At 64.7% G+C, this 21,248-nt stretch carries 21 protein-coding genes; 9 read left to right on the forward strand and 12 right to left on the reverse strand.

Translation table 11 applies throughout. The annotated features are described in order from the left end of the window. Nucleotides 1-172 precede the first annotated feature (172 nt). From ABIC03_RS17680 to ABIC03_RS17690, 3 genes are all read right to left on the reverse strand, one after another. Nucleotides 173-1,645: a DASS family sodium-coupled anion symporter gene (locus ABIC03_RS17680; RefSeq protein WP_354059532.1), complete on the reverse strand. Its 1,473-nt coding sequence runs from the start codon at nt 1,643-1,645 to the stop codon at nt 173-175. 112 nt (nt 1,646-1,757) lie between these two features. Further along, the gene (locus tag ABIC03_RS17685) at nt 1,758-2,564 is read right to left on the reverse strand and encodes an enoyl-CoA hydratase/isomerase family protein (protein ID WP_354059534.1); all 807 of its coding nucleotides are present in this window, start codon (nt 2,562-2,564) and stop codon (nt 1,758-1,760) included. 33 nt (nt 2,565-2,597) lie between these two features. Continuing rightward, nucleotides 2,598-3,356: a PA4824 family protein gene (locus tag ABIC03_RS17690; RefSeq protein WP_354059536.1), complete on the reverse strand. Its 759-nt coding sequence runs from the start codon at nt 3,354-3,356 to the stop codon at nt 2,598-2,600. Between the two features lie 62 nt (nt 3,357-3,418). On the opposite strand from ABIC03_RS17690, the gene nthA reads away from it, so the two are divergent. Genes nthA through ABIC03_RS17705 form a run of 3 tightly spaced genes read left to right on the forward strand, consistent with a single transcriptional unit; the run spans nt 3,419 to nt 5,078 of the window. Next, nucleotides 3,419-4,045, forward strand: coding sequence for a nitrile hydratase subunit alpha (nthA, locus tag ABIC03_RS17695; RefSeq protein ID WP_275172570.1), 627 nt, complete (start codon nt 3,419-3,421; stop codon nt 4,043-4,045). Next, complete coding sequence (gene nthB, locus ABIC03_RS17700; protein WP_275172572.1) at nt 4,042-4,701, forward strand: nitrile hydratase subunit beta; 660 nt, start codon at nt 4,042-4,044, stop codon at nt 4,699-4,701. Before nthA ends, nthB begins: the two co-directional genes overlap by 4 nt. Continuing rightward, nucleotides 4,701-5,078: a nitrile hydratase accessory protein gene (locus ABIC03_RS17705; protein ID WP_275172573.1), complete on the forward strand. Its 378-nt coding sequence runs from the start codon at nt 4,701-4,703 to the stop codon at nt 5,076-5,078. The genes nthB and ABIC03_RS17705 overlap by 1 nt, the downstream gene beginning before the upstream one ends. 119 nt (nt 5,079-5,197) lie before the next feature. Here the strand turns inward: ABIC03_RS17705 and queC are convergent, their stop codons facing one another. Beyond that, a complete protein-coding gene (gene queC / locus ABIC03_RS17710) occupies nt 5,198-5,911 on the reverse strand; it encodes a 7-cyano-7-deazaguanine synthase QueC (RefSeq protein WP_275172574.1) in 714 nt (237 codons plus the stop codon). Between the two features lie 139 nt (nt 5,912-6,050). On the opposite strand from queC, the gene mazG reads away from it, so the two are divergent. Together mazG and ABIC03_RS17720 are read left to right on the forward strand one after the other, a co-directional pair. Beyond that, nucleotides 6,051-6,887 (forward strand): nucleoside triphosphate pyrophosphohydrolase, encoded by an 837-nt coding sequence (gene mazG / locus ABIC03_RS17715; protein ID WP_354059539.1) that lies wholly within the window; start codon nt 6,051-6,053, stop codon nt 6,885-6,887. A gap of 12 nt (nt 6,888-6,899) precedes the next feature. Further along, nucleotides 6,900-7,316 (forward strand): hypothetical protein, encoded by a 417-nt coding sequence (locus ABIC03_RS17720; RefSeq protein WP_354059541.1) that lies wholly within the window; start codon nt 6,900-6,902, stop codon nt 7,314-7,316. A 13-nt stretch (nt 7,317-7,329) separates the two neighbouring features. Here ABIC03_RS17720 and hflX read toward each other — a convergent pair whose 3' ends face one another. From hflX to ABIC03_RS17740, 4 genes are all read right to left on the reverse strand, one after another. Then, nucleotides 7,330-8,709 (reverse strand): GTPase HflX, encoded by a 1,380-nt coding sequence (gene hflX / locus ABIC03_RS17725; RefSeq protein WP_354059543.1) that lies wholly within the window; start codon nt 8,707-8,709, stop codon nt 7,330-7,332. Nucleotides 8,710-8,720: 11 nt separating this feature from the next. Then, nucleotides 8,721-8,969 carry an RNA chaperone Hfq gene (hfq, locus tag ABIC03_RS17730; protein ID WP_007591126.1) on the reverse strand — a complete coding sequence of 83 codons (249 nt, stop codon included), beginning with the start codon at nt 8,967-8,969 and terminating at the stop codon, nt 8,721-8,723. Nucleotides 8,970-9,207: 238 nt separating this feature from the next. Then, nucleotides 9,208-10,578 carry a nitrogen assimilation response regulator NtrX gene (ntrX, locus tag ABIC03_RS17735; RefSeq protein ID WP_007591127.1) on the reverse strand — a complete coding sequence of 457 codons (1,371 nt, stop codon included), beginning with the start codon at nt 10,576-10,578 and terminating at the stop codon, nt 9,208-9,210. Between the two features lie 17 nt (nt 10,579-10,595). Beyond that, the gene (locus tag ABIC03_RS17740; protein ID WP_354059546.1) at nt 10,596-12,989 is read right to left on the reverse strand and encodes a sensor histidine kinase; all 2,394 of its coding nucleotides are present in this window, start codon (nt 12,987-12,989) and stop codon (nt 10,596-10,598) included. Nucleotides 12,990-13,153: 164 nt separating this feature from the next. On the opposite strand from ABIC03_RS17740, the gene ABIC03_RS17745 reads away from it, so the two are divergent. Further along, nucleotides 13,154-13,309 carry a hypothetical protein gene (locus ABIC03_RS17745; protein WP_354059700.1) on the forward strand — a complete coding sequence of 52 codons (156 nt, stop codon included), beginning with the start codon at nt 13,154-13,156 and terminating at the stop codon, nt 13,307-13,309. 169 nt (nt 13,310-13,478) lie between these two features. Here the strand turns inward: ABIC03_RS17745 and ntrC are convergent, their stop codons facing one another. Genes ntrC through dusB form a run of 3 tightly spaced genes read right to left on the reverse strand, consistent with a single transcriptional unit; the run spans nt 13,479 to nt 17,104 of the window. After that, a complete protein-coding gene (ntrC, locus tag ABIC03_RS17750) occupies nt 13,479-14,921 on the reverse strand; it encodes a nitrogen regulation protein NR(I) (RefSeq protein ID WP_007610301.1) in 1,443 nt (480 codons plus the stop codon). Nucleotides 14,922-14,930: 9 nt separating this feature from the next. Next, nucleotides 14,931-16,106: a two-component system sensor histidine kinase NtrB gene (locus ABIC03_RS17755; protein ID WP_354059548.1), complete on the reverse strand. Its 1,176-nt coding sequence runs from the start codon at nt 16,104-16,106 to the stop codon at nt 14,931-14,933. Then, on the reverse strand, nt 16,103-17,104 hold the full coding sequence (gene dusB / locus ABIC03_RS17760; protein WP_354059550.1) for a tRNA dihydrouridine synthase DusB: 1,002 nt from the start codon (nt 17,102-17,104) through the stop codon (nt 16,103-16,105). The genes ABIC03_RS17755 and dusB overlap by 4 nt, the downstream gene beginning before the upstream one ends. Before the next feature lie 281 nt (nt 17,105-17,385). Between dusB and ABIC03_RS17765 the strand changes: the two genes are divergently transcribed. Together ABIC03_RS17765 and ABIC03_RS17770 are read left to right on the forward strand one after the other, a co-directional pair. Then, nucleotides 17,386-18,567: a bifunctional 2-C-methyl-D-erythritol 4-phosphate cytidylyltransferase/2-C-methyl-D-erythritol 2,4-cyclodiphosphate synthase gene (locus tag ABIC03_RS17765; protein ID WP_354059552.1), complete on the forward strand. Its 1,182-nt coding sequence runs from the start codon at nt 17,386-17,388 to the stop codon at nt 18,565-18,567. Between the two features lie 3 nt (nt 18,568-18,570). Beyond that, on the forward strand, nt 18,571-19,179 hold the full coding sequence (locus ABIC03_RS17770; RefSeq protein ID WP_354059554.1) for a CinA family protein: 609 nt from the start codon (nt 18,571-18,573) through the stop codon (nt 19,177-19,179). A 17-nt stretch (nt 19,180-19,196) separates the two neighbouring features. Here the strand turns inward: ABIC03_RS17770 and ABIC03_RS17775 are convergent, their stop codons facing one another. Further along, nucleotides 19,197-19,622 (reverse strand): GFA family protein, encoded by a 426-nt coding sequence (locus ABIC03_RS17775; protein ID WP_354059694.1) that lies wholly within the window; start codon nt 19,620-19,622, stop codon nt 19,197-19,199. A 913-nt stretch (nt 19,623-20,535) separates the two neighbouring features. Here ABIC03_RS17775 and ABIC03_RS17780 point away from each other — a divergent pair. After that, nucleotides 20,536-21,243 (forward strand): c-type cytochrome, encoded by a 708-nt coding sequence (locus ABIC03_RS17780; RefSeq protein ID WP_354059556.1) that lies wholly within the window; start codon nt 20,536-20,538, stop codon nt 21,241-21,243. Nucleotides 21,244-21,248 lie beyond the last annotated feature (5 nt).

A 21,248-nucleotide genomic window follows, 5' to 3' on the forward strand; every position in this document is an offset into this window, starting at 1 on the left:
GAGTGAAACCGCGATGAGGACTCGGCTGGAGCGCGCTGCACCGCAGCAGGCACCATCGCCCTTTCAGCTCTCTCTGGCAATGTCAGATATCTGCGGGGAGTTGGACGAAGTTTTCCAAATTTCTCCCCGCTGAAGAAAATTCATCTGCCGCCGTATTGGCCTCGCGCCCGGCTCAGGTGACCCGCAACCAAGGCCATACGATCAGCAGGAGCCCCGCGAAATAGAGCACCCCGAACATCAGCCCAAAACCCCAGAACTGACCCTTGCCGATATAGCCGCTGCCGAAATACATCGGCGCCGGCCCCGTCGCGTAAGGCGAGATCACCCCCATCAGGCCGAGCGAATACATGCAGAGCATGGCGAGCGTCGTGACCGGCAGGTCGGGGATGCCGGATCCGACCGCGAGCACCACGGGCAGCACGGCGGCGGCATGCGAGGTGATGCTCGAGAAGAAATAATGGATCCAGAAGAACAGCGCGACCAGCAGAAGCATCGCGGTCGACGGCGACAGCCCGGCGAGCGGCTTTGCATATTCGGTCGCGAACCATTTGATGAACCCGATCTCGTTGAGGCCCGAGGCCAGCGTCAACAGCGAGGTGAAATAGAAGAACACCTCCCAGGCGCTCTTTTCCGCGACGATGTCGGCAAACTCGATCACGCCCGTCACCAGCATCAGCGAGATCACGATGAACACGACGGTGGTGGCGTTGACGAAATTCGAGCCCAGAAGCGGCACGCGGATGTCCGGGCTTGAGCCCGCGATCCACAGGAACATCGCGAGCAGGATCAGCGCCAGCATGATCCACTCGTTGCGCGACATCGAGCCCATCTCCGCGAGCTCCTTCGATGCCCATTCGGAAATTTCCGGGCTGCTCTTCACCTCGGGGCGGCAGACCGCGTAGCTGAGCAGCGGGACCAGCACCATCAGGAGGAGGCCGAGCGGCGCAAAGCCCAAGAACCACTGTGCCCAGCTGACGTCGATTCCGGCGGTCTTCTTGGCGATGGCCAGCGCCGCCGCATTGGGCGCGAGCGCGGTGAAAAACAATGAGCTGGTGACGGCGGTAGACGCGAACGCGGTCCACATCACGTAGGTGCCGATTTTGCCGGCGGTCGGTCCAGGCTCGGAGCCGTAGATGCGCGGGATGTTGCTGATGATGGGATAGACGATGCCTCCGCTGCGCGCGGTGTTGGACGGTGTCGCCGGCGCCAGCAAGAAGTCCGACATCGCCACCGCATAGCCGAGGCCGAGCGTGTTGCGGCCGAGCTTTTGCACCAGCACGAGCGCGATGCGGCGGCCCAGCTGGCTCTTGCGATAACCGATCGAGAACACGAAGGCGCCGACGATCAGCCACACCGTGCTCTCGGCAAAGCCCGCCAGCATCCAGCGCAGCGACTTGGTCGGGTCGGGATCGATATAACCGCCGACACCGGCAACCGTCAGCCCGATCAGGCCGACCGCGCCGACCGGCATCGATTCCAGGATGAGCCCGGTGATGACGGCCGCGAAGACGGCAAAATAGTGCCACTGATTGGCGTTGAGCCCTGCCGGCACCGGCCACAGATAGATCACCAGCCATACCGCGAGCGGCGCGATCAGCTTCCAGCGAAACCCTTTCGCCTCAGGCGCCTGCGAGCTAGTGGTCATAGGCCCTCCCTCGATTGCCGTCATGTTCTACCGGCCCGTTGACCGAGCCGCTTTTGTCCCAGCGCGGCGTATACGTTTTGTCTGCGGCGCAATCAATGGACCGCGCCGGCTTCTACCGCCCTCTGAACTTCGGTTTGCGTCGCGTCAGGAACGCCTCGACGCCCTCCTTGTGGTCGTCGCTAAGGCTTGCCAGGGCGAACTGGTCGACGTCCATATGGCTGGCGAGATTATCCAGCGCATGCGCCAGCCGGTTGACCGTGAGTTTCGTCATGGCGACGGAGAGCGGCGGCTGCGCTGCCACCTTGCGCGCAAGCTCCATCGCGGCATCGAACGCATGGCCGGGATCGACCACCTGCTCGACCAGGCCCCACTCATAGGCCTCATCCGCGCTGATGCGCTGATCGGCCAGGATCACCGCCTGCTTGGTGCGAGCCGGGCCGATCAGGTGCAGCATGCGGGGGATGCTCTGCCAGCTCATGTTCATGCCGAGCCCGATCTCGGGCACGCGCAGATGGGCATCGCGTCCCATGACACGGAAGTCGAGGGCGACAGCCAGCGCCACGCCGCCGCCGACGCAAAAGCCCTCGATGGCGGCGATCGTGATCTGCTCCATCTCCTGCCAGGCGTGGGTCAGGCGCGGTCCGAGCTTGAGATGCCGCCGCAGCGTGCCGAGGTCCATGTCCTTGCGCGAGCGGCCTTCGGCATCCTTGAGGTCGAAGCCGGCACTGAACGCGTCCGCGCTGCCTGTCAGCACCACGACAGAGGTTGCGGCGTCATCCTCGAAACTGCGCGCGGCCGCGGTGAGCTGGCGCAGCGCCTCCGGCGACAGCGCGTTGATGCCGTCGCCGCGGTCGAACCGCACCACCGCAATCCGCCCCTCCGGCCCGAGGCCCTTCTCGATCTTCACATAGTCAGGCAACGCAATCTCCCTTGGTCTTGGTCCTTTTGGTGCTCACAGATGCCCGGTACGCCGATGTTCGGGTTCGCTTCCATGGACCGGAAACCGGGCCGTGGTCCCGATGGTGATCCAGTTGGCATTTTCGCCGGTGATGTTGCGGCCATAGATCACATCGAGGGAGAATATCTCGTTCGGACGGTAGCGGACACCGGTCTGGAAACGCGGCTGCACGACGCTTGTGATCTCGGAGGCGTCGGCCTGGCCGTACGCCTCGATCGTCCATTGCAGGGTGTCGGTGAATTTCCAATCGAAGCCGACGCCGTAGGTCAGGTAATGGCGATCCACCGTGCGATCCCAGAGCCAGCCGCCGTTGATGTTGATGCGCGTGGTGTCCGACAGGCGGAAGGTCGCGGGGATGACGACAAAGGCGGACAGGGCATCGCCGGTCGACGCGTCGAATGATCCGCCGCCATAGGCCGACAATCCCCATCGGCCTAATCCGGTCGGGACGAAATTGGTCTTGGCCTTTGGAGCGAGCGTCGTGCTCCAGTCGCCATCGCTCCGGGCCCGGACGGTCTGCAGGCTCAGCTCGATCGGCCTGAAGGGATCGACGACACAGGAGGGATTGGCGACCGCCGAAAAATCCGTGTTGGAAGCCGTCGACAGCCAGCTTTCCACCTTGCAGGAGCCGACGTCGGAAATGTCGGCGGCATCGACCGCATAGGCGCCATTCGCGGCGCGCGCATCCTGCGCCGCGAATGCGCCAAGAGCGGCGATTGCGGCGGTTATTCCGGTTCTTGCAGCCCAACCCATGGTGCGATGTTAGCAGAGTCTTCGCCTCGACAACGCCCGGATTCTGGGACTATCTTCGCCCCATGAGCGACCATCATCATCACCACGATCACGACCATTCCGAGCTGTCGGAGACCGAGCTGCGCGTGCGCGCGCTCGAGACGATCCTGACCGAAAAAGGCTATGTCGAGCCGGCCGCGCTCGACGCCATCATCCAGGCCTATGAGACCCGGATCGGTCCCCATAACGGCGCGCGCGTCGTCGCCAAGGCCTGGAGCGATCCGGCTTTCAAGACGGCACTGCTGGAGGACGGCTCGAAGGCGATCGGCACGCTCGGCCATGTCAGCCGCGTCGGCGACCACCTCGTCGTGGTCGAGAACACGCCGCAGCGTCACAACATGGTCGTGTGCACGCTGTGCTCCTGCTACCCCTGGGAAATGCTGGGGCTGCCGCCGGTCTGGTACAAGGCCGCACCCTATCGCTCCCGCGCGGTGAAGGACCCGCGCGGCGTGCTCGCCGATTTCGGCGTGCAGGTCGCCAAGGACGTTGAAATCCGAGTATGGGATTCGACCGCCGAAACGCGCTTTCTTGTGCTGCCGATGCGTCCCGCTGGGACCGATGGCTGGAGCGAGGAGCAGCTCGCCGAGCTGGTCACGCGCGATTCCATGATCGGCACCGGCTTTCCCAAGGTGCCCGGAGCGCCGTCATGAACGGCGTGCACGACATGGGCGGCATGGACGGCTTCGGCAAGGTCGAGCCCGAGCCGAACGAGCCGGTGTTCCACGAAGAATGGGAGTCGCGTGTTCTCGCCATGGTGCGGGCGATGGGCGCGGCCGGCGCCTTCAATATCGACACCTCGCGCTTCTATCGCGAGACGATCCCGCCGCACGTCTATCTCTCGAGCTCCTATTACAAGAAATGGTTTCTCGGGCTCGAGGAGATGCTGATCGAGAAAGGGTATCTCACCCGGGAGGAAGTCGCCGCCGGCCACGCGATGCAGCCGGCCAAGGCGCTCAAGCACGGCAAGTTCGATCTCGGCCAGGTCGAACGCATCATGGTGCGCGGCAAGTTCGCCCGTCCTGCCTCGGCGCCGGCCAAATTCAACATCGGCGACCGCGTGCGTGCGAAGAACATTCATCCCGCGACCCACACCCGCCTGCCGCGCTACGTGCGCGGCCATGTCGGCGTCGTCGAGCTGAACCATGGCTGCCACGTGTTTCCGGATTCGGCGGCGATGGAGCTCGGCGAGAATCCGCAATGGCTCTACACGGTGGTATTCGAGGGCCGCGATCTCTGGGGCGCGGACGGCGATCCGACCTCGAAAGTCTCGATCGATGCGTTCGAGCCGTATCTGGACCCGGCGTGATGAGCAGCACGGCTGCTGCTGCCGCGACGGCAGCGATCCCGAGCATTCCGCGCGACGATGACGGCCCGGTGTTTCGCGCACCCTGGGAGGCGCACGCCTTCGCGATGGCGCTGACCCTGCACGAACGCGGCGTGTTCACCTGGCCCGAATGGGCGGCAGCCCTGGCCTCCGAGATCAAGCGCGCGCAGGCGGCCGGCGATCCTGACACGGGCGAGACCTACTATCTCCATTGGCTCGCCACGCTGGAGGGCCTCGTCGCAGGCAAGGGCGTTGCGTCTGCGGAGACGTTGCACCGCTACCGCGACGCCTGGGACCACGCGGCGGATCGCACCCCGCACGGCAAGCCGATCGAGCTGAAGGCGGAGGATTTTCGGTAAGCTGCCTCGACATATTCCGTCATTGCGAGCGTAGCGAAGCAATCCAGAATCCCTCCTCAAAGGTAGTCTGGATTGCTTCGTCGCAAGAGCTCCTCGCAATGACGGCGGAGTGAGGCGTGTCACCGTCCCGCCACATACTCCCGCCACCCCTTCGCCCGCAGGCTGCACGCCGGGCACTCGCCGCAGCCGTAGCCCCAATCATGTTGCGCGCCGCGTTCGCCGAGATAGCAGGTGTGCGACTGCTCGCGAATGAGATCGACCAGCCCGTCGCCGCCGAGGTCGTGAGCGAGCTTCCACGTCGCCGCTTTGTCGATCCACATCAGCGGGGTATGCAGCTCGAACTTGCGCGCCATGCCGAGCGACAGCGCGGCCTGCATGGCGCGGATGGTGTCGTCGCGGCAATCGGGGTAGCCGGAATAGTCGGTCTCGCACATGCCGCCGACGATGTGACTGATGCCGCGCCGGTAGGCCAGCGCCGCGGCGAATGTCAAGAACACCAGGTTGCGGCCGGGCACGAACGTGTTCGGCAGGCCGTCAGCGCCCATCGCAATCGCGACGTCGCGCGTCAGCGCCGTCTCGGACACCGCCGCCAGCGTCGGGATCGACAGCGTGTGGCTCTCGCCAAGCCTGGAAGCCCAATCCACGCGCAGGCCCTTGATGCCGTCGAACAGCCGGTCGCGGCAGGCAAGCTCGATGGCGTGGCGCTGGCCGTAATCGAATCCCAGCGTCTCCACGCGTGCAAAGCGGTTCAGCGCCCAGGCGAGGCAGGTGGTGGAATCCTGGCCGCCGGAAAACAGCACCAGCGCGGTTTCGGATGAAGATGCGTCATTCATGGCCCGCGCTTTAGCACTGCGCGCACGGCTCGCCAATCTGGCCCGCCAACCGGTGGAAATCACCTTGTTCCGCCGCGCTGCGCTGGGAACGAGGGCCCGCTTTTGGCATAAGGCTTGGGAGCCAGGAGACTGCCCCGCAATGACCCCTTCCCGCGACATTTCCCGCCTGATCGAGATCATGGCGGCGCTGCGCACGCCGGTGACCGGCTGCCCCTGGGACCTCGAGCAGAATTTTGCGACCATCGCGCCGTATACGATCGAGGAAGCCTATGAGGTGGTCGAGGCCATCAGCCGCGGCGACCTCGACGATCTCTGCGAGGAGCTCGGCGACCTCCTGCTCCAGGTCGTCTTCCACGCCCAGATGGCGTCGGAGCAGAACGCGTTCGCGTTTGGCGATGTCGTCGAGGTCATCACGCGAAAAATGATCCGGCGCCATCCCCACGTCTTCGCCGACAAGGAGGGCAACCTCGCCTCCTCCCACGTGAAGGAAGTCTGGAACCGCATCAAGGCGGAGGAGAAAGCCGAGCGCGCCGCGCGCCGGCCGCCGCAGGAAGCGCCGTCCCACAAGTCGCTGCTGTCAGGCGTGAAGGCCGGCCAGCCCGCACTGACGCGCGCCATGGAGCTGCAGCGCAAGGCCTCCACTGTCGGCTTCGACTGGAACGATCCGCGCGCGGTGCTGGCAAAAATCCGCGAGGAAGCCGACGAGATCGAGGCCGCGCTTGATCGCAACGACAGCAAGGGATTGGCGGAGGAGACCGGCGACCTGATGTTCGCGCTCGTCAACCTCGCCCGCCATGTCGATGCCGATCCGGAAGCTGCGCTGCGCGCGACGAATGCGAAGTTCGAGCGGCGCTTTGCCTATATCGAACGCGCGCTGGAGGCGCAGGGGCGGACGCTGGAGCAGGCGTCGCTACAGGAGATGGACGCGCTGTGGGATGCGGCGAAGGCGGACGAGAAGCCGGTCGCTCCGGGTTGAGGAAAACTTCTTATGGTTGTGCCTGAGCCTGAAGTTTGTCGCCAGATCGCGACCGAGCGGCCCTTTGGCAAGACAAGATGCGGCGTGATTCCAGGGCCGGTCACGCCACTGGAAGTCGCACGGGCTTTCGGACTTTCAGACGATGTTGAAATCTATACTACCGTCACGAGCGATGAAGCTGCGGCTCTCGTAACCTACGTGTTGACTACATCGCTTACCTTTGGCGGAGAAGAGATGAAACCCTCGCGTGCAGCCGAACTCTGGCAACAATTCGCGGCGTTGTTCGATGAACCCGTACAATTTCTGACAAACTGCCGATCATCAGACTTTTGCCAATTTAGTCCCGCGACTGACGCCACCATTGATCTCGGTGTCCTCGTAATTGGTCTTGCCAACGGAGGGTGCTTGTGGGTGGAGGACTACGACTGACCCGCCAGACGGGCTAGATCGGATGCGGCACCGCGTCGAAGCGGTTGACCACGATGTCCCGCTTGGTCTCGTCCACCCGCACCGTCATGTCGAAGCGGCCGTCGTGCAGCTCTTTGGCCAGCACCTCGGAATTCCGATGCAGCCAGCTGATGCCGGCGCCGTCGGAGGCATCGATCGAGAGGTCGAGCGTGATGCGTTTGGCGGCCAAGCGCTCCTCGATCGCGGCGAGCAGCGCGTCGACCCCCTCGCCCGACACGGCCGACACCAGCATCGCCGGATGATCCTCCGGCCTGCGCGCGGCGATGTTCAAAAGCTCTTCGCGCTGTTCGGGACCATAACGGTCGATCTTGTTCCAGACCTCAATGATGCGGCCTGAATCATCGGGATTGATGCCGAGCTGGCGCAGCACGGCGTCAACGTCGCTCTGCTGCGCCTCGGCGTCGTCGTGCGAGATATCGCGCACATGCAGGATGACGTCGGCTTCCAGCACCTCCTCCAGCGTGGCGCGGAAGGCGGCGACGAGCTGCGTCGGCAAATTGGAGATGAAACCAACGGTGTCCGACAGCATCGCCTTGCCGCCATGCGGCAGCGTGAGCGCGCGCAGGGTAGGATCCAGCGTGGCGAACAGCATATCGGCGGCCTGCACGTCGGCGCGGGTTAGACGGTTGAACAGCGTCGATTTGCCGGCATTGGTGTAGCCGACCAGCGCCACGACGCGGTATGGCACGCGCTGGCGGCCTGCGCGATGCAGGCGGCGTGTGGCCTGCACCTTCTTCAGCTCGCCCTCGAGCTTGGAGATGCGCTCCTGGATCAGGCGGCGGTCGGCTTCGATCTGGGTCTCGCCGGGACCGCCCATGAATCCAAAGCCGCCGCGCTGGCGTTCGAGATGGGTCCATGAGCGCACCAGGCGCGAACGTTGATAGTTGAGATGCGCGAGCTCGACCTGGAGCGAGCCTTCCTTGGTCTTGGCGCGGCGGCCGAAGATTTCCAAAATGAGCCCGGTGCGGTCGAGCACCTTTGCCTGCAGCTCCTTCTCAAGATTGCGCTGCTGGATCGGCGCAAGCGCGCAATCCATCACCACGAGCTCGACGTCGAGGCTCTTGGCGAGCGCAGCGATCTCCTCGACCTTGCCCTTGCCGATATAGGTCGCAGGGCGGATCTGGTTGATCGGCGCGATGATGGCATCGGCAACGACGAGATCGATCGCGCGCGCGAGGCCGGCAGCTTCGTCGAGCCGGGCTTCCGCGTCACGCAGGACATGAGCTTCCGATTGCGCGTCGGCATTGCCTGCGCGCACTCGCAAATAGGGACCGATGACAAGCACCCGCCCCGTCTGCTTATCCCCTGCCGACCGCGGACGGTCGGCATCCCCGTCGAAATTCCGGGGTTCCAATCAGATCACTCTCAAGCCGGCTGGTCCTCGCCGCCTTCGAACAACTGGATCGGAGCGCCCGGCATGATGGTCGAGATCGCATGCTTGTAGACGAGCTGCGAGTGACCGTCGCGCCGAAGCAGCAAACAGAAATTGTCGAACCAGGTCACGATGCCCTGGAGCTTCACTCCGTTGACCAGAAAGATCGTCAGTGGCGTTTTGGTTTTGCGAACGTGATTAAGGAAGGTGTCCTGCAGGTTTTGTGCGCGGTCTGCCGCCATTGTTTTTTTCTCGCTTTGAGTTTCTTTTTATTGCGCCGGTTGCGGCCCTCTTTTGAAAATTGGGGGTCCTCGTCCGGTTGCCGTCCCTCATGAGATCCCCCTCGGAGGAACAGCGGTTCAATTAGAGGACAGGTAGGCTTATTAGGCAAGCCGCTTCACGCGGCAGCCCACGCCGTATTGCCCCGAAAAACTACGGAAATCGATGATTTTCCTCGCCTATTCCAACGACGTCGCAGCGTTAGCCGACGCCGAGCGCCTTCAACTTCCGGTGCAGTGCCGAGCGTTCCATGCCAACAAACTCGGCCGTGCGAGAAATATTTCCTGAGAAACGGCTGATCTGTGCAATCAAATAGTCGCGCTCGAACACTTCGCGCGCTTCGCGCAGCGGCAGGCCCATGATGTGCTCGCCATTGTTGCTGGTCGGCATCGCCGGCACCATGGAGCCGACGTCCTGCGGCAGCATGTCGGCCGTGATGATGACTTCAGGCCCGCCCGCGGCCAGAATCATGACTCTCTCAACGTTGTTGCGGAGCTGGCGCACATTGCCCGGCCAAACATGCGACTGCAGCACCGCCATCGCGTCCTGGCCGATCTGCCGCTTGGGCAGGCCGCTGCCCGCGGAGATCTGCTCCATGAAATAGTCGATCAATTCCGGAATGTCCTCACGCCGCTCCGACAATGCGGGCACGCGGATCGGGACCACCGAGAGCCGGTGATAGAGGTCCTCGCGGAAATGACCGGCCGCGATCTCCTCTTCGAGGTTGCGCGCGGTGGACGAGATGATGCGGACGTCGACCTGCACCTTGCCGTTGCCGCCGACGCGCTGGAACGACTGCTCGACCAGCACGCGCAAGATCTTGTTCTGGGTCTCGCGCGGCATGTCCGCGATTTCGTCGATGAACAGCGTGCCACCATGGGCCTCTTCGAGCGCGCCGGGCTTGCGCGCGTGCTCGCCGTTGGACTGCTCGATGCCGAACAGCTCGTGCTCCATCCGCTCGGGCGTGATCGCAGCGGCGTTGATGACGACGAAGGGGCCGTCGGCGCGGCCCGAGGCCGTGTGCAGCGTGCGCGCGGTCAGTTCCTTGCCGGCGCCGGCGGGGCCGACGATCAGGATGCGGCTGTTGGCCTTGGCCGCACGCTCGATGGTCTGGCGCAGCTGGTTCATGCTGGGGGAGCGGCCGACCAGCGAGCTTGCGCTCGGCGCGAGCTGCTTCAGCTCCTTGACCTCGCGCTTGAGCCGCGAGTTCTCCAGTGCACGGTTCGCGACCAGGATCAGCCGGTCGGTCTTGAACGGCTTCTCGATGAAGTCGTAGGCGCCACGCTTGATCGCGGCGACCGCGGTCTCGATGTTGCCGTGGCCGGAGATCATCACGACCGGGAGATCGGGGTTGTCCTTCTTGACCTGCTCCAAGAGCTGCAAGCCGTCGAGCTTGGAGCCCTGCAGCCAGATGTCGAGGAACACCAGATGCGGCCTGCGGTTGGCGATCTCAGCGAGCGCCGTATCGCTGTCGCGCGCGGTCCGGGTCACGAAGCCCTCGTCTTCGAGGATGCCCGCAACGAGATCCCGAATATCGGCCTCATCATCGACAATCAGAATTTCACTTGCCATGGGTCGCGCCTGTTTTCTCAGCTGCCTGTTGAGGCTTCGATCTTCGTTGAATCATTGGTCTTTTCAGCCGGCTCTTTGGTTTCGGCGGCCGCCTGTTTTGTTTCCGGATCCTTGACGGATTGCGTGGCCGTTTCACCGATTTCCGGCTTGGCCGTTGCCGCGGCTGCCGGTTCGGCCCCCTCGCTTTTCGCGGGAGCGCCGGAGATCGCAAAACGCATCCGCATCCAGGCGCCACGCTGGCCCTCGCGGAAGTCCGAGGCATCCTTCAGTTCGATGCGCCCGCCATGGTCTTCCAGCACGCGACCGACGATCGCGAGCCCAAGGCCGGTGCCCTTGGCGCGTGTCGTCACATAGGGCTCGAGAAGGCGCGAGCGCGCCACCTTGGGCAGGCCGATGCCGTTGTCGACGACGTCGATCAGCACGTCCTCGCCCTCGCGCGAGACCACGACGTCGATCCGGCCCTTGCCGAGCTCCTCGAGGGGGACCTGCTCGATCGCCTCGGTGGCGTTCTTGACGATGTTGGTGACGGCCTGCGAGATCAGCCGCCGGTCGAACTGGGCGCGCAGCGGGTCTTCCCTGAACTCGGCCTCGATATCGATCTCGGGGTGAGCGACCTTCATCAGGAACACCGCCTGCCGCACTGTGTCGGCGACGTCCTCACCTTCCATCACCGGCTTCGGCATCCGCGCAAAGCGGGAGAACTCGTCGACCATGCGGCGGATATCGTCGACCTGGCGGACGATGGTGTCGGTGCACTGTTCGAAGATCTGCTTGTCCTTGCCCTCGGTAATGTCCTTGCCGAATTTGCGGCGAATACGCTCGGCGGAGAGCTGGATCGGGGTCAGCGGGTTCTTGATCTCATGCGCGATGCGGCGCGCGACGTCGCCCCAGGCCGAGGTGCGTTGCGCCGAGACCAGTTCGGTGATGTCGTCGAGCGTGATGATGTAGCTGTCGTGCGGCTGGCTGGTCTTCTCGGCGCTGACGCGGACCGACAGATTGCGTTCCTGCCCGTCACGCGTGATCGTGATCTGCCCCTGCACCAGGCGCTGGGTCCCTTCCCGCGCTGTCTTCATCATCTCTTCGAGCTCGGGCAGCACATCGGAGAGCGGATGGCCGAGCGTCTCGGCTTCGGAGTGCCCGATCAGCTTTTCGGCGGAACGGTTGAGAATGCCGACGCTGCCTGAATTATCCACGCCGATGATGCCGGCGCTCGCGGACGACAGCACCGCCTCGATGAAGCGGCGGCGGCTGTCGATGAGGTCGCTGGCGTTGACGAGCTCGTCACGCTGGCTGCGCAACTCCTCCGTCATCTTGTTGAAGGTTTCACCCAGCTGGGCGAGGTCGCCTTCCGACTGGTGCACCGGCACTTTCACATGGAGATCGCCGGTCGAGACCGTCTGGGCCGCATTCATTAGCCGCCGGATCGGCGAGACCAGCGAGTTGGCGAAGTTGAGGCCGATCAGTACCGACGCCATCAGGATGGTCAGCGCGATCACCGCGAACATTAGCGCGAACGCGACCTGGATGCCGAGCCGGCGCGACTCGATCTGGGCATATTCGGCGACGCTGACCTCGGTCTGCTTGAGCTGCTGGACCACGTTGGGATCGAGCGGCCGCGCGACATACAGGAAGGTGTCGCTGAAGGCGCGCAAGCGGACCACCGCGGCGACGAAGCTCGCATCGGGCAGCACCGCGATCTCGGGCTCGGCTTCGTTGACGTTGCTGAGGAAGTCCGGCGCCGGCGGCGAATAGGCCAGCCGCATGCCGGTGTCGGCGGATTCGAGAATGTTGGTGTTCTTGTCGATGATCATCGCGCCCGGCAGGTTGCGGGAGGCGGCGCTGGACGTCAGCAATTCGCGAAAAGAGCGGCGATCCTGGTCGTAGAGCGGCCGCGCGTGGGCGATGTCGTTGGCCATGCCGAGAATGTCGCCCCGGATCAGCTGCGCGTGGTCCTGCATGTAGGCCCGCGCAATCGTCAGCGAATTCTGGATCACCTCCTTGGTCGGGCCGGAGAACAGGCGGTCGAGGCCGCGCTCGATGGTGACGTTGGCGACGACGGCGACCAGCACCGCCGGCAGCACCGCCACGATCGAGAACAGGCTGACGATCTGGACATGGAGGCGCGCCGCCGCCCTGCCCCGCCGGCGCGCCAGGATCAACTGCCAGAGCTCGCGGATGATGATGCCGACCAGCAGCAGGATGGTGGCTGCGTTGCTCAGATAGAACGAACGGACAACTTGCGGCGTCAGTTCGATGCTGGTGAGGCCGGTCAGGACCAGGAAGGTGAGCAAGGCCGACAGCAGGGCCAGGGCCACGGCGAACGGCGCCAGCCAGCGTCGCGCCGACCAACGCCGGGGCTCTTCCGCTGGGGCCGTGTCAAAGGATGCGGCCGAGGTGTCTGCGCTGATCATTCCGGCAATGGGTGCTGAAAACGGGGTCCGCGGCGGGCGGGTACTGATGTATTCGTACCACATTGTTGCCGAATTGCGACAATTCCGCGGCGCCCCCGCCGCGACCGACCCGCGCATCCACAGCGATATGCCGGAGGACGGGAACGGATTTCGGCCCCGGCGGCTTGACCACCATGCACAAATTCTTTCTCGCAATGATGGTGTCGGCCGTGCTGCTGCTGATCGTGGCAGCGGACCTGCTGGTCAATGGTGTCGGGGTGCAGGAGCCCAATGCGAACGTCGCCAGCGCGATTCAGGTAGCAGGCCGATTTATCAGATGATTGGGAGGCTGCTTCCCGCGGCTGAAATCACCATTTGAATGTTCCAGCGGAACATTTCGGTCCGATCGGGACTTCTGCTCACCGCGTCAGCCACAACGGCCAGCGCGATCCGGACAGGCTCAGCTCCGCTTGGTAGGGGGAGCTGAGCCACCGTCCGTTGCGGCGAAGGCTAGCCCCCGCTCCGATACACCTGGATATCGAGATCCCGGATCTTCTTCCGCAGCGTGTTGCGGTTGAGGCCGAGCAGATCGGCCGCGCGGATCTGGTTGCCGCGGGTGGCGGCAAGCGCGGCCGTGAGCAGCGGCACCTCGATCTCCTTCAGGATGCGGTGATAGAGGCCCGGCGGCGGCACGCCGTTCGGGAAGCCCTGGAAGTGCGAGGAGAGATACGCTTCCACGGCGCCGCCGAGATTGTCGACGCCATGCTGGACTGCGGCACCCGGGCTGACCGTGGGTGGCGCCAGCTCGCCGTCGATGACGGAGCCGGTGATCACGTCCTGCGGATAGAGCGCCGCGAGGCGGCGGGCGAGGTTCTCGAGCTCGCGCACGTTGCCCGGCCAGCGGTGCTGCTTCATCCGCTCCAGCGCCAGCGTGTCGAGCTTTTTCGGCGGCAGTCCGTCCTTCTCGGCGAGCGCGAAGAAATGACGGATCAGATCGGGCAGATCCTCGATGCGCTCGCGCAAGGGCGGCAGCCGCAGCGGCACCACGTTGAGGCGGAAGAACAGATCTTCGCGGAACAGGCCCTGCTGGATCAGGACGCGCAGATCCTTGTTGGAGGCCGCGACGATGCGCACGTCGGTCTTGATCGGGGTGCGGCCGCCGACCGTGGTGTATTCGCCCTGCTGAAGCACGCGCAGCAGGCGGGTCTGGGCCTCCATCGGCATGTCGCCGATCTCGTCCAGGAACAGCGTGCCGCCCTCGGCCTGCTCGAACCGGCCGGAGGCGCGGGTGTTGGCGCCGGTAAAGGCGCCGCGCTCATGGCCGAACAGTTCCGACTCGATCAGGTCGCGCGGGATCGCCGCCATGTTGACCGCGACGAACGGGCCGTTGCGGCGCTTGCCGTAGTCGTGCAACGCGCGCGCCACCAGCTCCTTGCCTGTACCGGACTCGCCCGTGATCATCACGGTGAGGTCGGTCTGCATCAACCGCGCCAGCACGCGATAGATTTCCTGCATCGCCGGCGAGCGGCCGACCAGCGGGATCGCCTCCATCTCGGCGTCCTCGTTCGGCGTCGAGACCCGCTCCTTCGGCTCGGCCAACGCGCGGCCGACGATGGCGATCAGCTCCTTCAGGTCGAAGGGCTTCGGCAGATATTCATAGGCGCCGCGCTCGGAGGCGCGGATCGCCGTCATGAAGGTGTTTTGCGCGCTCATGACGATGACGGGCAAATTCGGCCGCATCTTCTTGATCCGCGGCAACAGGTCGAACGCGTTCTCGTCGGGCATCACCACGTCGGTGATGACGAGATCGCCCTCCCCCTGGCTGACCCAGCGCCACAGCGTCGCGGCATTGCCGGTCAGCCGCACTTCGTAGCCGGCGCGGGATAGTGCCTGGTTCAGAACCGTGCGGATGGCGGTGTCGTCATCAGCAACGAGAATGCTACCTGCGGGCATCGTTAATCCTCATTTTGCCCCCTGTGACGCAGACGACGACTTCCCGGCAGAGCCGTCGCGACTGCTTTGATCGGCATGTTTCACCGATGTGGAATACATCGGCATCAGCACGCGGAAGGTGGTCTTCCGCGGCTGAGATTCGCATTCGATGATGCCCCCGTGATCCCCGATGATCTTTGCGACCAACGCGAGGCCCAGACCCGAGCCGGTCTGCTTGGTGGTGACGAAGGGATCGAACAGGTTGGGTAGAAGATCGTCCGGCACGCCTGGTCCGTTGTCCTTCACGCAGAATTCGAGCGGCAGGGATACACGGGATTTTTGACCGGGGACTGACAGGCGCACGCCGGGGCGGAACGCGGTGGTGAGCTGGATTTCGCCGTCGGGAACGTCGATCAGCGCTTCGGCGGCGTTCTTCACGAGATTGAGGAACACCTGGATGAGCTGGTCCTGGTTCGCCAGCACCGGCGGCAGCGAGGGATCGTAGTCCTCGACGAAGCGGATGTTGCGGGCAAAGCCGGACTGCGCCAGCCGTTTGACGTGATCGAGCACCGAATGGATGTTGACGGGGCCGCGCACCACGGGGCGCTCGTCGCCGAACACCTCCATGCGGTCGACCAGCGTCACGATGCGGTCGGCCTCGTCGCAGATCAGCCGCGTCAGCATGCGGTCTTCCGAGGAGGCCTGCTGCTCCAGGAGCTGCGCCGCGCCGCGGATGCCGGAGAGCGGGTTCTTGATCTCATGCGCCAGCATCGCGGCGAGCGCGATCACGGAGCGCGCGGCGCTGCGATGGGTGAGCTGGCGGTCCATCTTGTCGGCGATGGAGCGCTCTTGCAGCATCACCACGATATGGCCGGGCCGTTCCGTGACGGGGGCAACGTGCAGATCGACCTGGCGGTCTCCGCCCATGCGTGGCGTGCCCAGATCGACCTTGTACTCGTTGACCGGCGCGTTCGACGAACGCACCTGGTCGATCAGCGCCAGCAACGGGCTGCCGAACGGCACCAGCTCTTTCAGCGACTGCCGCTTCAAAAACTGCGTCGAGATATCGAAGAAGGCCTCGGTTGCGATGTTGGCGGCGACGATCTTGCCGTCCGGCCCGATCATGAGCATGGGATTGGGCAGTGCGTCCAGGATGGCATCGCTGTCGGACGGAAACGGCCGACGATGTTCAGCAACTGAGCTCATGCAGCGGCGCTCCATGCGAAGTCGTCGAAGGCATCTTGCAGTGACCGGTGGACAAGGCGCGGATCCTCCGAGGTGAGGATTTTCTGGCGCCAGGATTTCAGCTTCTCGGCCGGCGCACGGCTCACATCGGCGGCGACGTCGAGGGCCCAGCCCAGATGTTTTCGCGCGTGCCGCAGTCCGACGCGCAGGCCGTAGAGCGCGCAGACGCCTTCATAAAGCGTGCGAACATAATGCAGCTGCGTCTCGAGCGACGGCGTGGCTTCCGCCGCCCCGCCCTTCAGGCGCCGGCCGATCTCACCGGGCAGCCAGGGCTGTCCCTGCGCGCCGCGGCCGATCATCACCGCGTCGGCGCCGGAGGCCTCCAACGCCGCGAGCGCCTTCTCGTAAGTCGTGATGTCGCCATTGACGACGAGCGGAATGGTGATGGCCTCGCGCACGGCGCGGATCGCATCCCAATCGGCCTCGCCCTTGTAGAACTGGCAGCGGGTGCGGCCGTGCACGGTGACGAGCTTGATGCCTGATGCCTGCGCGCGCCGCGCCAGTTCCGGCGCGTTGCGGGTACGATCGTCCCAGCCAAGCCGCATCTTCAGCGTCACCGGCACCTTCACCGCCGCGATCGTCGCTTCGATCAAGCTGACGGCGTGGTCGAGGTCGCGCATCAAGGCGGAACCGGACTGGCCGCCGGTGACGTGACGGGCCGGACAGCCCATGTTGATGTCGATGATGTCGGCGCCTTCGGCTTCGGCGATCCGGGCGCCCTCCGCCATCCAATGCGTCTCGCAACCGGCGAGCTGGACCACGTGCGGACCGATCCCCGTGGCTTCGCAGCGCAACCGGGACATCCGATGGCCGGTGGCGAGTTCGTCGCTGGCCGTCATTTCGGACACGACGAGACCGGCGCCCAACTCCGCGGCCAGCCGGCGGACGGGTGAGTCAGTCACCCCCGACATCGGCGCCAGGAAGACCGGGGTGGCGACGTCAATATCGCCTATCTTCAATGGCTTAAAGCCTGATACTGCCGAGCCGGTCACAGGGGTCTCGTTACGTTGGCAGCGCCTCATCGCGCCTGCCATGACCTATCTTGCGCACAATTCTTGTGCAGTCAAGCGTCATGCCTACAGTTTAGACAGTTCTGCCAATCTTTCAAGTGCAGTGCAGCAAAATGCTGTTTCCCACAATCCGGGGAAACCCCCTTTTTTTGCGGGCCTGCCGTGCTAGAGGCATGCGGCAATCACCCACCCCCCGACTCTCTTCATCATCAAATGAGTATTTGAGTCCTATGGCGAAATCACAGCGCACCGCAGTCGTCCTCGTCGCGGCCGGACGCGGCCTGCGCGCAGGCGCCGGTGGTCCCAAGCAATATCGCGAGATCGGCGGCGTGCCGGTGATCTATCGCGCCATGGAAGCCTTCAGCCGTCATGCGGACGTGTTCGCGGTTCAGCCGGTCGTGAACCCCGACGACAGCGCCATGTTCACGGCAGCGGTCGCAGGGCTCAGCCACGAGGCGCCGGTCAATGGCGGCGCGACCCGACAGGCCTCGGTGCTCGCCGGTCTCGAAGCGCTCGCCAGGCACAAGCCCGACATCGTCCTGATCCACGACGCCGCGCGCCCCTTCGTTTCCGAAGGCGTGATCACCCGCGCGATCGATGCGGCCAGCCGCACCGGCGCTGCGATCCCCGTTGTTCCCGTCACCGACACCATCAAGGTCACCGGCGAGAACGGCAATGTCGAGGACACGCCGGATCGGGTGCGGTTGCGAATTGCGCAGACGCCGCAATCCTTTCGTTTCGACGTCATCCTCGAAGCGCATCGTCGCGCGGCCAAGGACGGGCGCAGCGATTTCACCGATGATGCCGCGATTGCCGAATGGGCGGGATTGACGGTTGCAACCTTTGAAGGCGATGTTGCCAACATGAAGCTCACCACTCCCGAGGATTTCGTGCGCGAGGAAGCGCGGCTGGCGAGCCTGCTCGGCGACATCAGGACCGGCACGGGATACGACGTGCACGCCTTCGGCCAAGGCGACCATCTCATGATCTGCGGCGTGCGCGTGCCGCACACCAAGGGCTTCCTGGCTCATTCCGACGGCGATGTCGGCCTGCATGCGCTGGTCGACGCCATCCTCGGTGCGCTCGCCGATGGCGATATCGGCTCGCACTTTCCGCCGAGCGACGCGAAGTGGAAGGGCGCCTCCTCCGACCAGTTTTTGCAATACGCCATCGAGCGCGTCACCCAGCGCGGCGGCCGCATCGCCAATCTCGAGGTCACCATGATCTGCGAGCGGCCGAAGATCGGTCCCTTGCGCGACACCATGCGCGCGCGCATCGCCGAGATTTCCGGCGTCGACATCTCCCGCGTAGCGGTCAAGGCGACCACCAGCGAGCGGCTCGGGTTCACCGGCCGCGAGGAAGGCATCGCGGCCACCGCGAGCGCCACCATCCGCCTGCCCTGGAGTGTCTAGGCCATGGCCGGCAGCGACGCACGCGCACTCTCCCGCTCGCTGCTCGATTTGTGCCGGATGCGCAAGCTGACGATCGCGACCGCCGAATCCTGCACCGGCGGCCTGGTTGCCGGCGCGCTGACCGACATCCCCGGCTCGTCCGACGTCATCGATCGCGGCTTCGTCACCTATTCCAACGACGCCAAGCGCGCGATGTTAGGGGTCGAGGCAAGCACGCTCACCAACTTCGGCGCCGTGAGCAAGGAGACCGCGACCGCGATGGCGGTCGGCGCGCTGGAGCGTGCCGGCGTCGATCTTGCGGTCGCCATCACCGGCATTGCCGGCCCCGGCGGCGCCACGCCGGGCAAGCCGGTGGGCCTCGTCCACTTCGCCGCCGCCGCGCGCGACGGACGCATCGTTCACCGCGAGCATCGTTTTGGCGCCATCGGCCGCACCGCCGTGCGTCAGCGCTCCGTGGTCGAGGCGCTGCGCATGCTGATGGATCTCGCCCGCGGCCCAGTCCAGGCCAAGCCGCGCCGTGAAGCCGCCGTAACCCGCCTGCGCCCCCGCGTAACACGCTCGCCGCGCCGGCACGCCGTAAAGCGCAGGACTCCGCGGTCGCCGCGCGGCTGAGCCAGGCAACCCCGCCTTCAGTCAGCCGGAATGAAGCGGAGCGTGCCGGCCCGCCGCGTCGGCTGACCAGTGTCGTTGGTGTGATTGATGCCATCCATGACCGGCACCTCGGTGAAATCGAATGGGCTCACCCCGTCCAGGCAGGCGACGTTGACGGCATAGAGAGATTGGTCGGATCGTCGCTGATGGTGCGTGTAGATTCCGCAGCGGGAGCAGAAGAAGTGCTGCGCTGATCCGGTATGGAAGCGGTAGCTTGTGAGCACATCCTCGCCCTGGAGGAACTTGATGCCGCCCATCTCCGCCATGACGACGACGGCGCCGCGCATGCGGCAGTAGGAGCAGGTGCAGCGGCGGATCGAATTGAAGCCGTCGCTGAGCGTGGCCTCGAAACGCACGGTGCCGCAATGGCACTGGCCAGCCCGAACGTTCGTGTCGCCCACCATCACGCCGAAGTCTCCTGTTTAGACTCTCCTGTTCGGATCGCTTCTACGATATCCCGCGCAGGATCACCAAGCCCTCATCATGCCGCCGCGAGTCCCGTAGCCCGGATGGAGCGAAGCGCAATCCGGGATTCGTTCCGCGGCTACAAGACTTTGCGTTGCCTGTCGGGCAAAACACCCAAACGACAGGTCAATCCGCTCGTGCGAAAATATTCGCCTTTACAGAAATTCTGATTTATCGCATCTTGTCGCCACCTCACCCCGTCAGAGGGGCGTATCGCGATCGTCACGAAACGTGGGGTGAGCTGCGGTGGACGCGGGCAGCATCGACGCGAAGGGCTTCGCAGGGCGGGAAACCGTGAGCGAAGGCGTCGCGCATACGACCGGTGTGGCTCGCGTACGGCAAAACCGTGTCGTCCTGACGCCCGGGGTCTGTGCGTCAAGTCTTGTGGTGATGTCGCTGCCCGACCGGGCAGGCGCATCAGCCATCCGCAAGGCGACGGGGGCAATAGTGCATCGCTCCCCGGGGAGAGCTCGGCATAAGCCGTCAAACCACTGCGCAGGGAAGGCCGTGTGTTGGGCTTCACCTGTATGCCGCTGTGCAGCCTCTTGTAGTGCAACCTTCGCACAGTGGACCGTGGGTGCCAGCCGGCACCCGGTCTTCCCTGCGCCCTCTGACGAGGAGGGCGACACGCACACGCAGACTCGGGCAGGAACTGTCGCGAGGCCGCAGCGTTATGTCCAGTTTTCAAAAAGCACGCAAATTTTGTCGAATCCGATCGGGATCGCAGATATCAACCGCGGCCAAACGTCTGGCTTCTGTCTGAACTTGGCGTGGGAAAATTATTGGCGCAATAATGATGCTCTACGTTGCGGCCGGGAATCAACCCGGTCCTGTTTTCTGGAGGGCGACGGCGTGTTCGCTCGCTTCACTGCTCCGGCAATCGCCATTGCCGTCCTGAGCGCCTTTGATGGTGCGGCCGCGCAACCCGCCAACCAGCCCCCGGATACGATGGCGGCGCGGGTGGAGGCCTGCACGCCCTGTCACGGCAACAAGGGCGAAGGCACCAACGACGTCTATTTTCCGCGTCTCGCAGGCAAGCCGGCCGGTTATCTCTACAACCAGCTCCTCGCTTTCCGCAGCGGCCGGCGCAAATACCCGCCGATGAACTATCTGCTGGAGTTCCTGCCCGATCCCTACCTGGAGGCGATGGCGGAATATTTTGCCAGCGAGCACCCGCCGCTGCCACAGCCCGCGCCGAGCGACGTCAGCAAGGACGTCCTGGCGCACGGTGAACTGCTTGCCACCAGCGGCGATGCCGGCCGCAACATTCCGGCCTGCGTCAGCTGCCATGGCCCGGGACTGACGGGGATGCAGCCGGGCATCCCCGGCCTGCTCGGCTTGCGCGCCAACTACATCAGCGCCCAGCTCGGCGGCTGGCGTTATGGCACCCGCACCGCGAAATCGCCTGATTGCATGCAGCTCGTGGCCGGTCACCTGACCGAGGCGGATGTCACCGCCGTCGCAGCCTGGCTTGCGACGCAGCCTGCCCCCGCCAACCCAGCCCCCGTGCCGAAAGGCACCTACGCGCTGCCATTCGGCTGCGGTAGCCAGCCGAACTGACGAGG

It is taken from the genome of Bradyrhizobium sp. RT6a (assembly GCF_040547675.1).
Lineage (GTDB): Bacteria > Pseudomonadota > Alphaproteobacteria > Rhizobiales > Xanthobacteraceae > Bradyrhizobium.

Bases quoted from the DNA above. Each gene is read 5' to 3' on its own strand.
- ABIC03_RS17690 (WP_354059536.1), bottom strand. From the start codon at position 3,356: ATGGGTTGGGCTGCAAGAACCGGAATAACCGCCGCAATCGCCGCTCTT.
- ABIC03_RS17720 (WP_354059541.1), top strand. From the start codon at position 6,900: ATGGTTGTGCCTGAGCCTGAAGTTTGTCGCCAGATCGCGACCGAGCGG.
- ntrC (WP_007610301.1), bottom strand. From the start codon at position 14,921: ATGCCCGCAGGTAGCATTCTCGTTGCTGATGACGACACCGCCATCCGC.
- ABIC03_RS17765 (WP_354059552.1), top strand. From the start codon at position 17,386: ATGGCGAAATCACAGCGCACCGCAGTCGTCCTCGTCGCGGCCGGACGC.
- ABIC03_RS17705 (WP_275172573.1), top strand. From the start codon at position 4,701: ATGAGCAGCACGGCTGCTGCTGCCGCGACGGCAGCGATCCCGAGCATT.
- ABIC03_RS17740 (WP_354059546.1), bottom strand. From the start codon at position 12,989: ATGATCAGCGCAGACACCTCGGCCGCATCCTTTGACACGGCCCCAGCG.
- nthB (WP_275172572.1), top strand. From the start codon at position 4,042: ATGAACGGCGTGCACGACATGGGCGGCATGGACGGCTTCGGCAAGGTC.
- nthA (WP_275172570.1), top strand. From the start codon at position 3,419: ATGAGCGACCATCATCATCACCACGATCACGACCATTCCGAGCTGTCG.
- ABIC03_RS17770 (WP_354059554.1), top strand. From the start codon at position 18,571: ATGGCCGGCAGCGACGCACGCGCACTCTCCCGCTCGCTGCTCGATTTG.
- ABIC03_RS17680 (WP_354059532.1), bottom strand. From the start codon at position 1,645: ATGACCACTAGCTCGCAGGCGCCTGAGGCGAAAGGGTTTCGCTGGAAG.
- ntrX (WP_007591127.1), bottom strand. From the start codon at position 10,578: ATGGCAAGTGAAATTCTGATTGTCGATGATGAGGCCGATATTCGGGAT.
- hfq (WP_007591126.1), bottom strand. From the start codon at position 8,969: ATGGCGGCAGACCGCGCACAAAACCTGCAGGACACCTTCCTTAATCAC.
- ABIC03_RS17755 (WP_354059548.1), bottom strand. From the start codon at position 16,106: ATGAGCTCAGTTGCTGAACATCGTCGGCCGTTTCCGTCCGACAGCGAT.
- queC (WP_275172574.1), bottom strand. From the start codon at position 5,911: ATGAATGACGCATCTTCATCCGAAACCGCGCTGGTGCTGTTTTCCGGC.
- ABIC03_RS17775 (WP_354059694.1), bottom strand. From the start codon at position 19,622: ATGGTGGGCGACACGAACGTTCGGGCTGGCCAGTGCCATTGCGGCACC.
- mazG (WP_354059539.1), top strand. From the start codon at position 6,051: ATGACCCCTTCCCGCGACATTTCCCGCCTGATCGAGATCATGGCGGCG.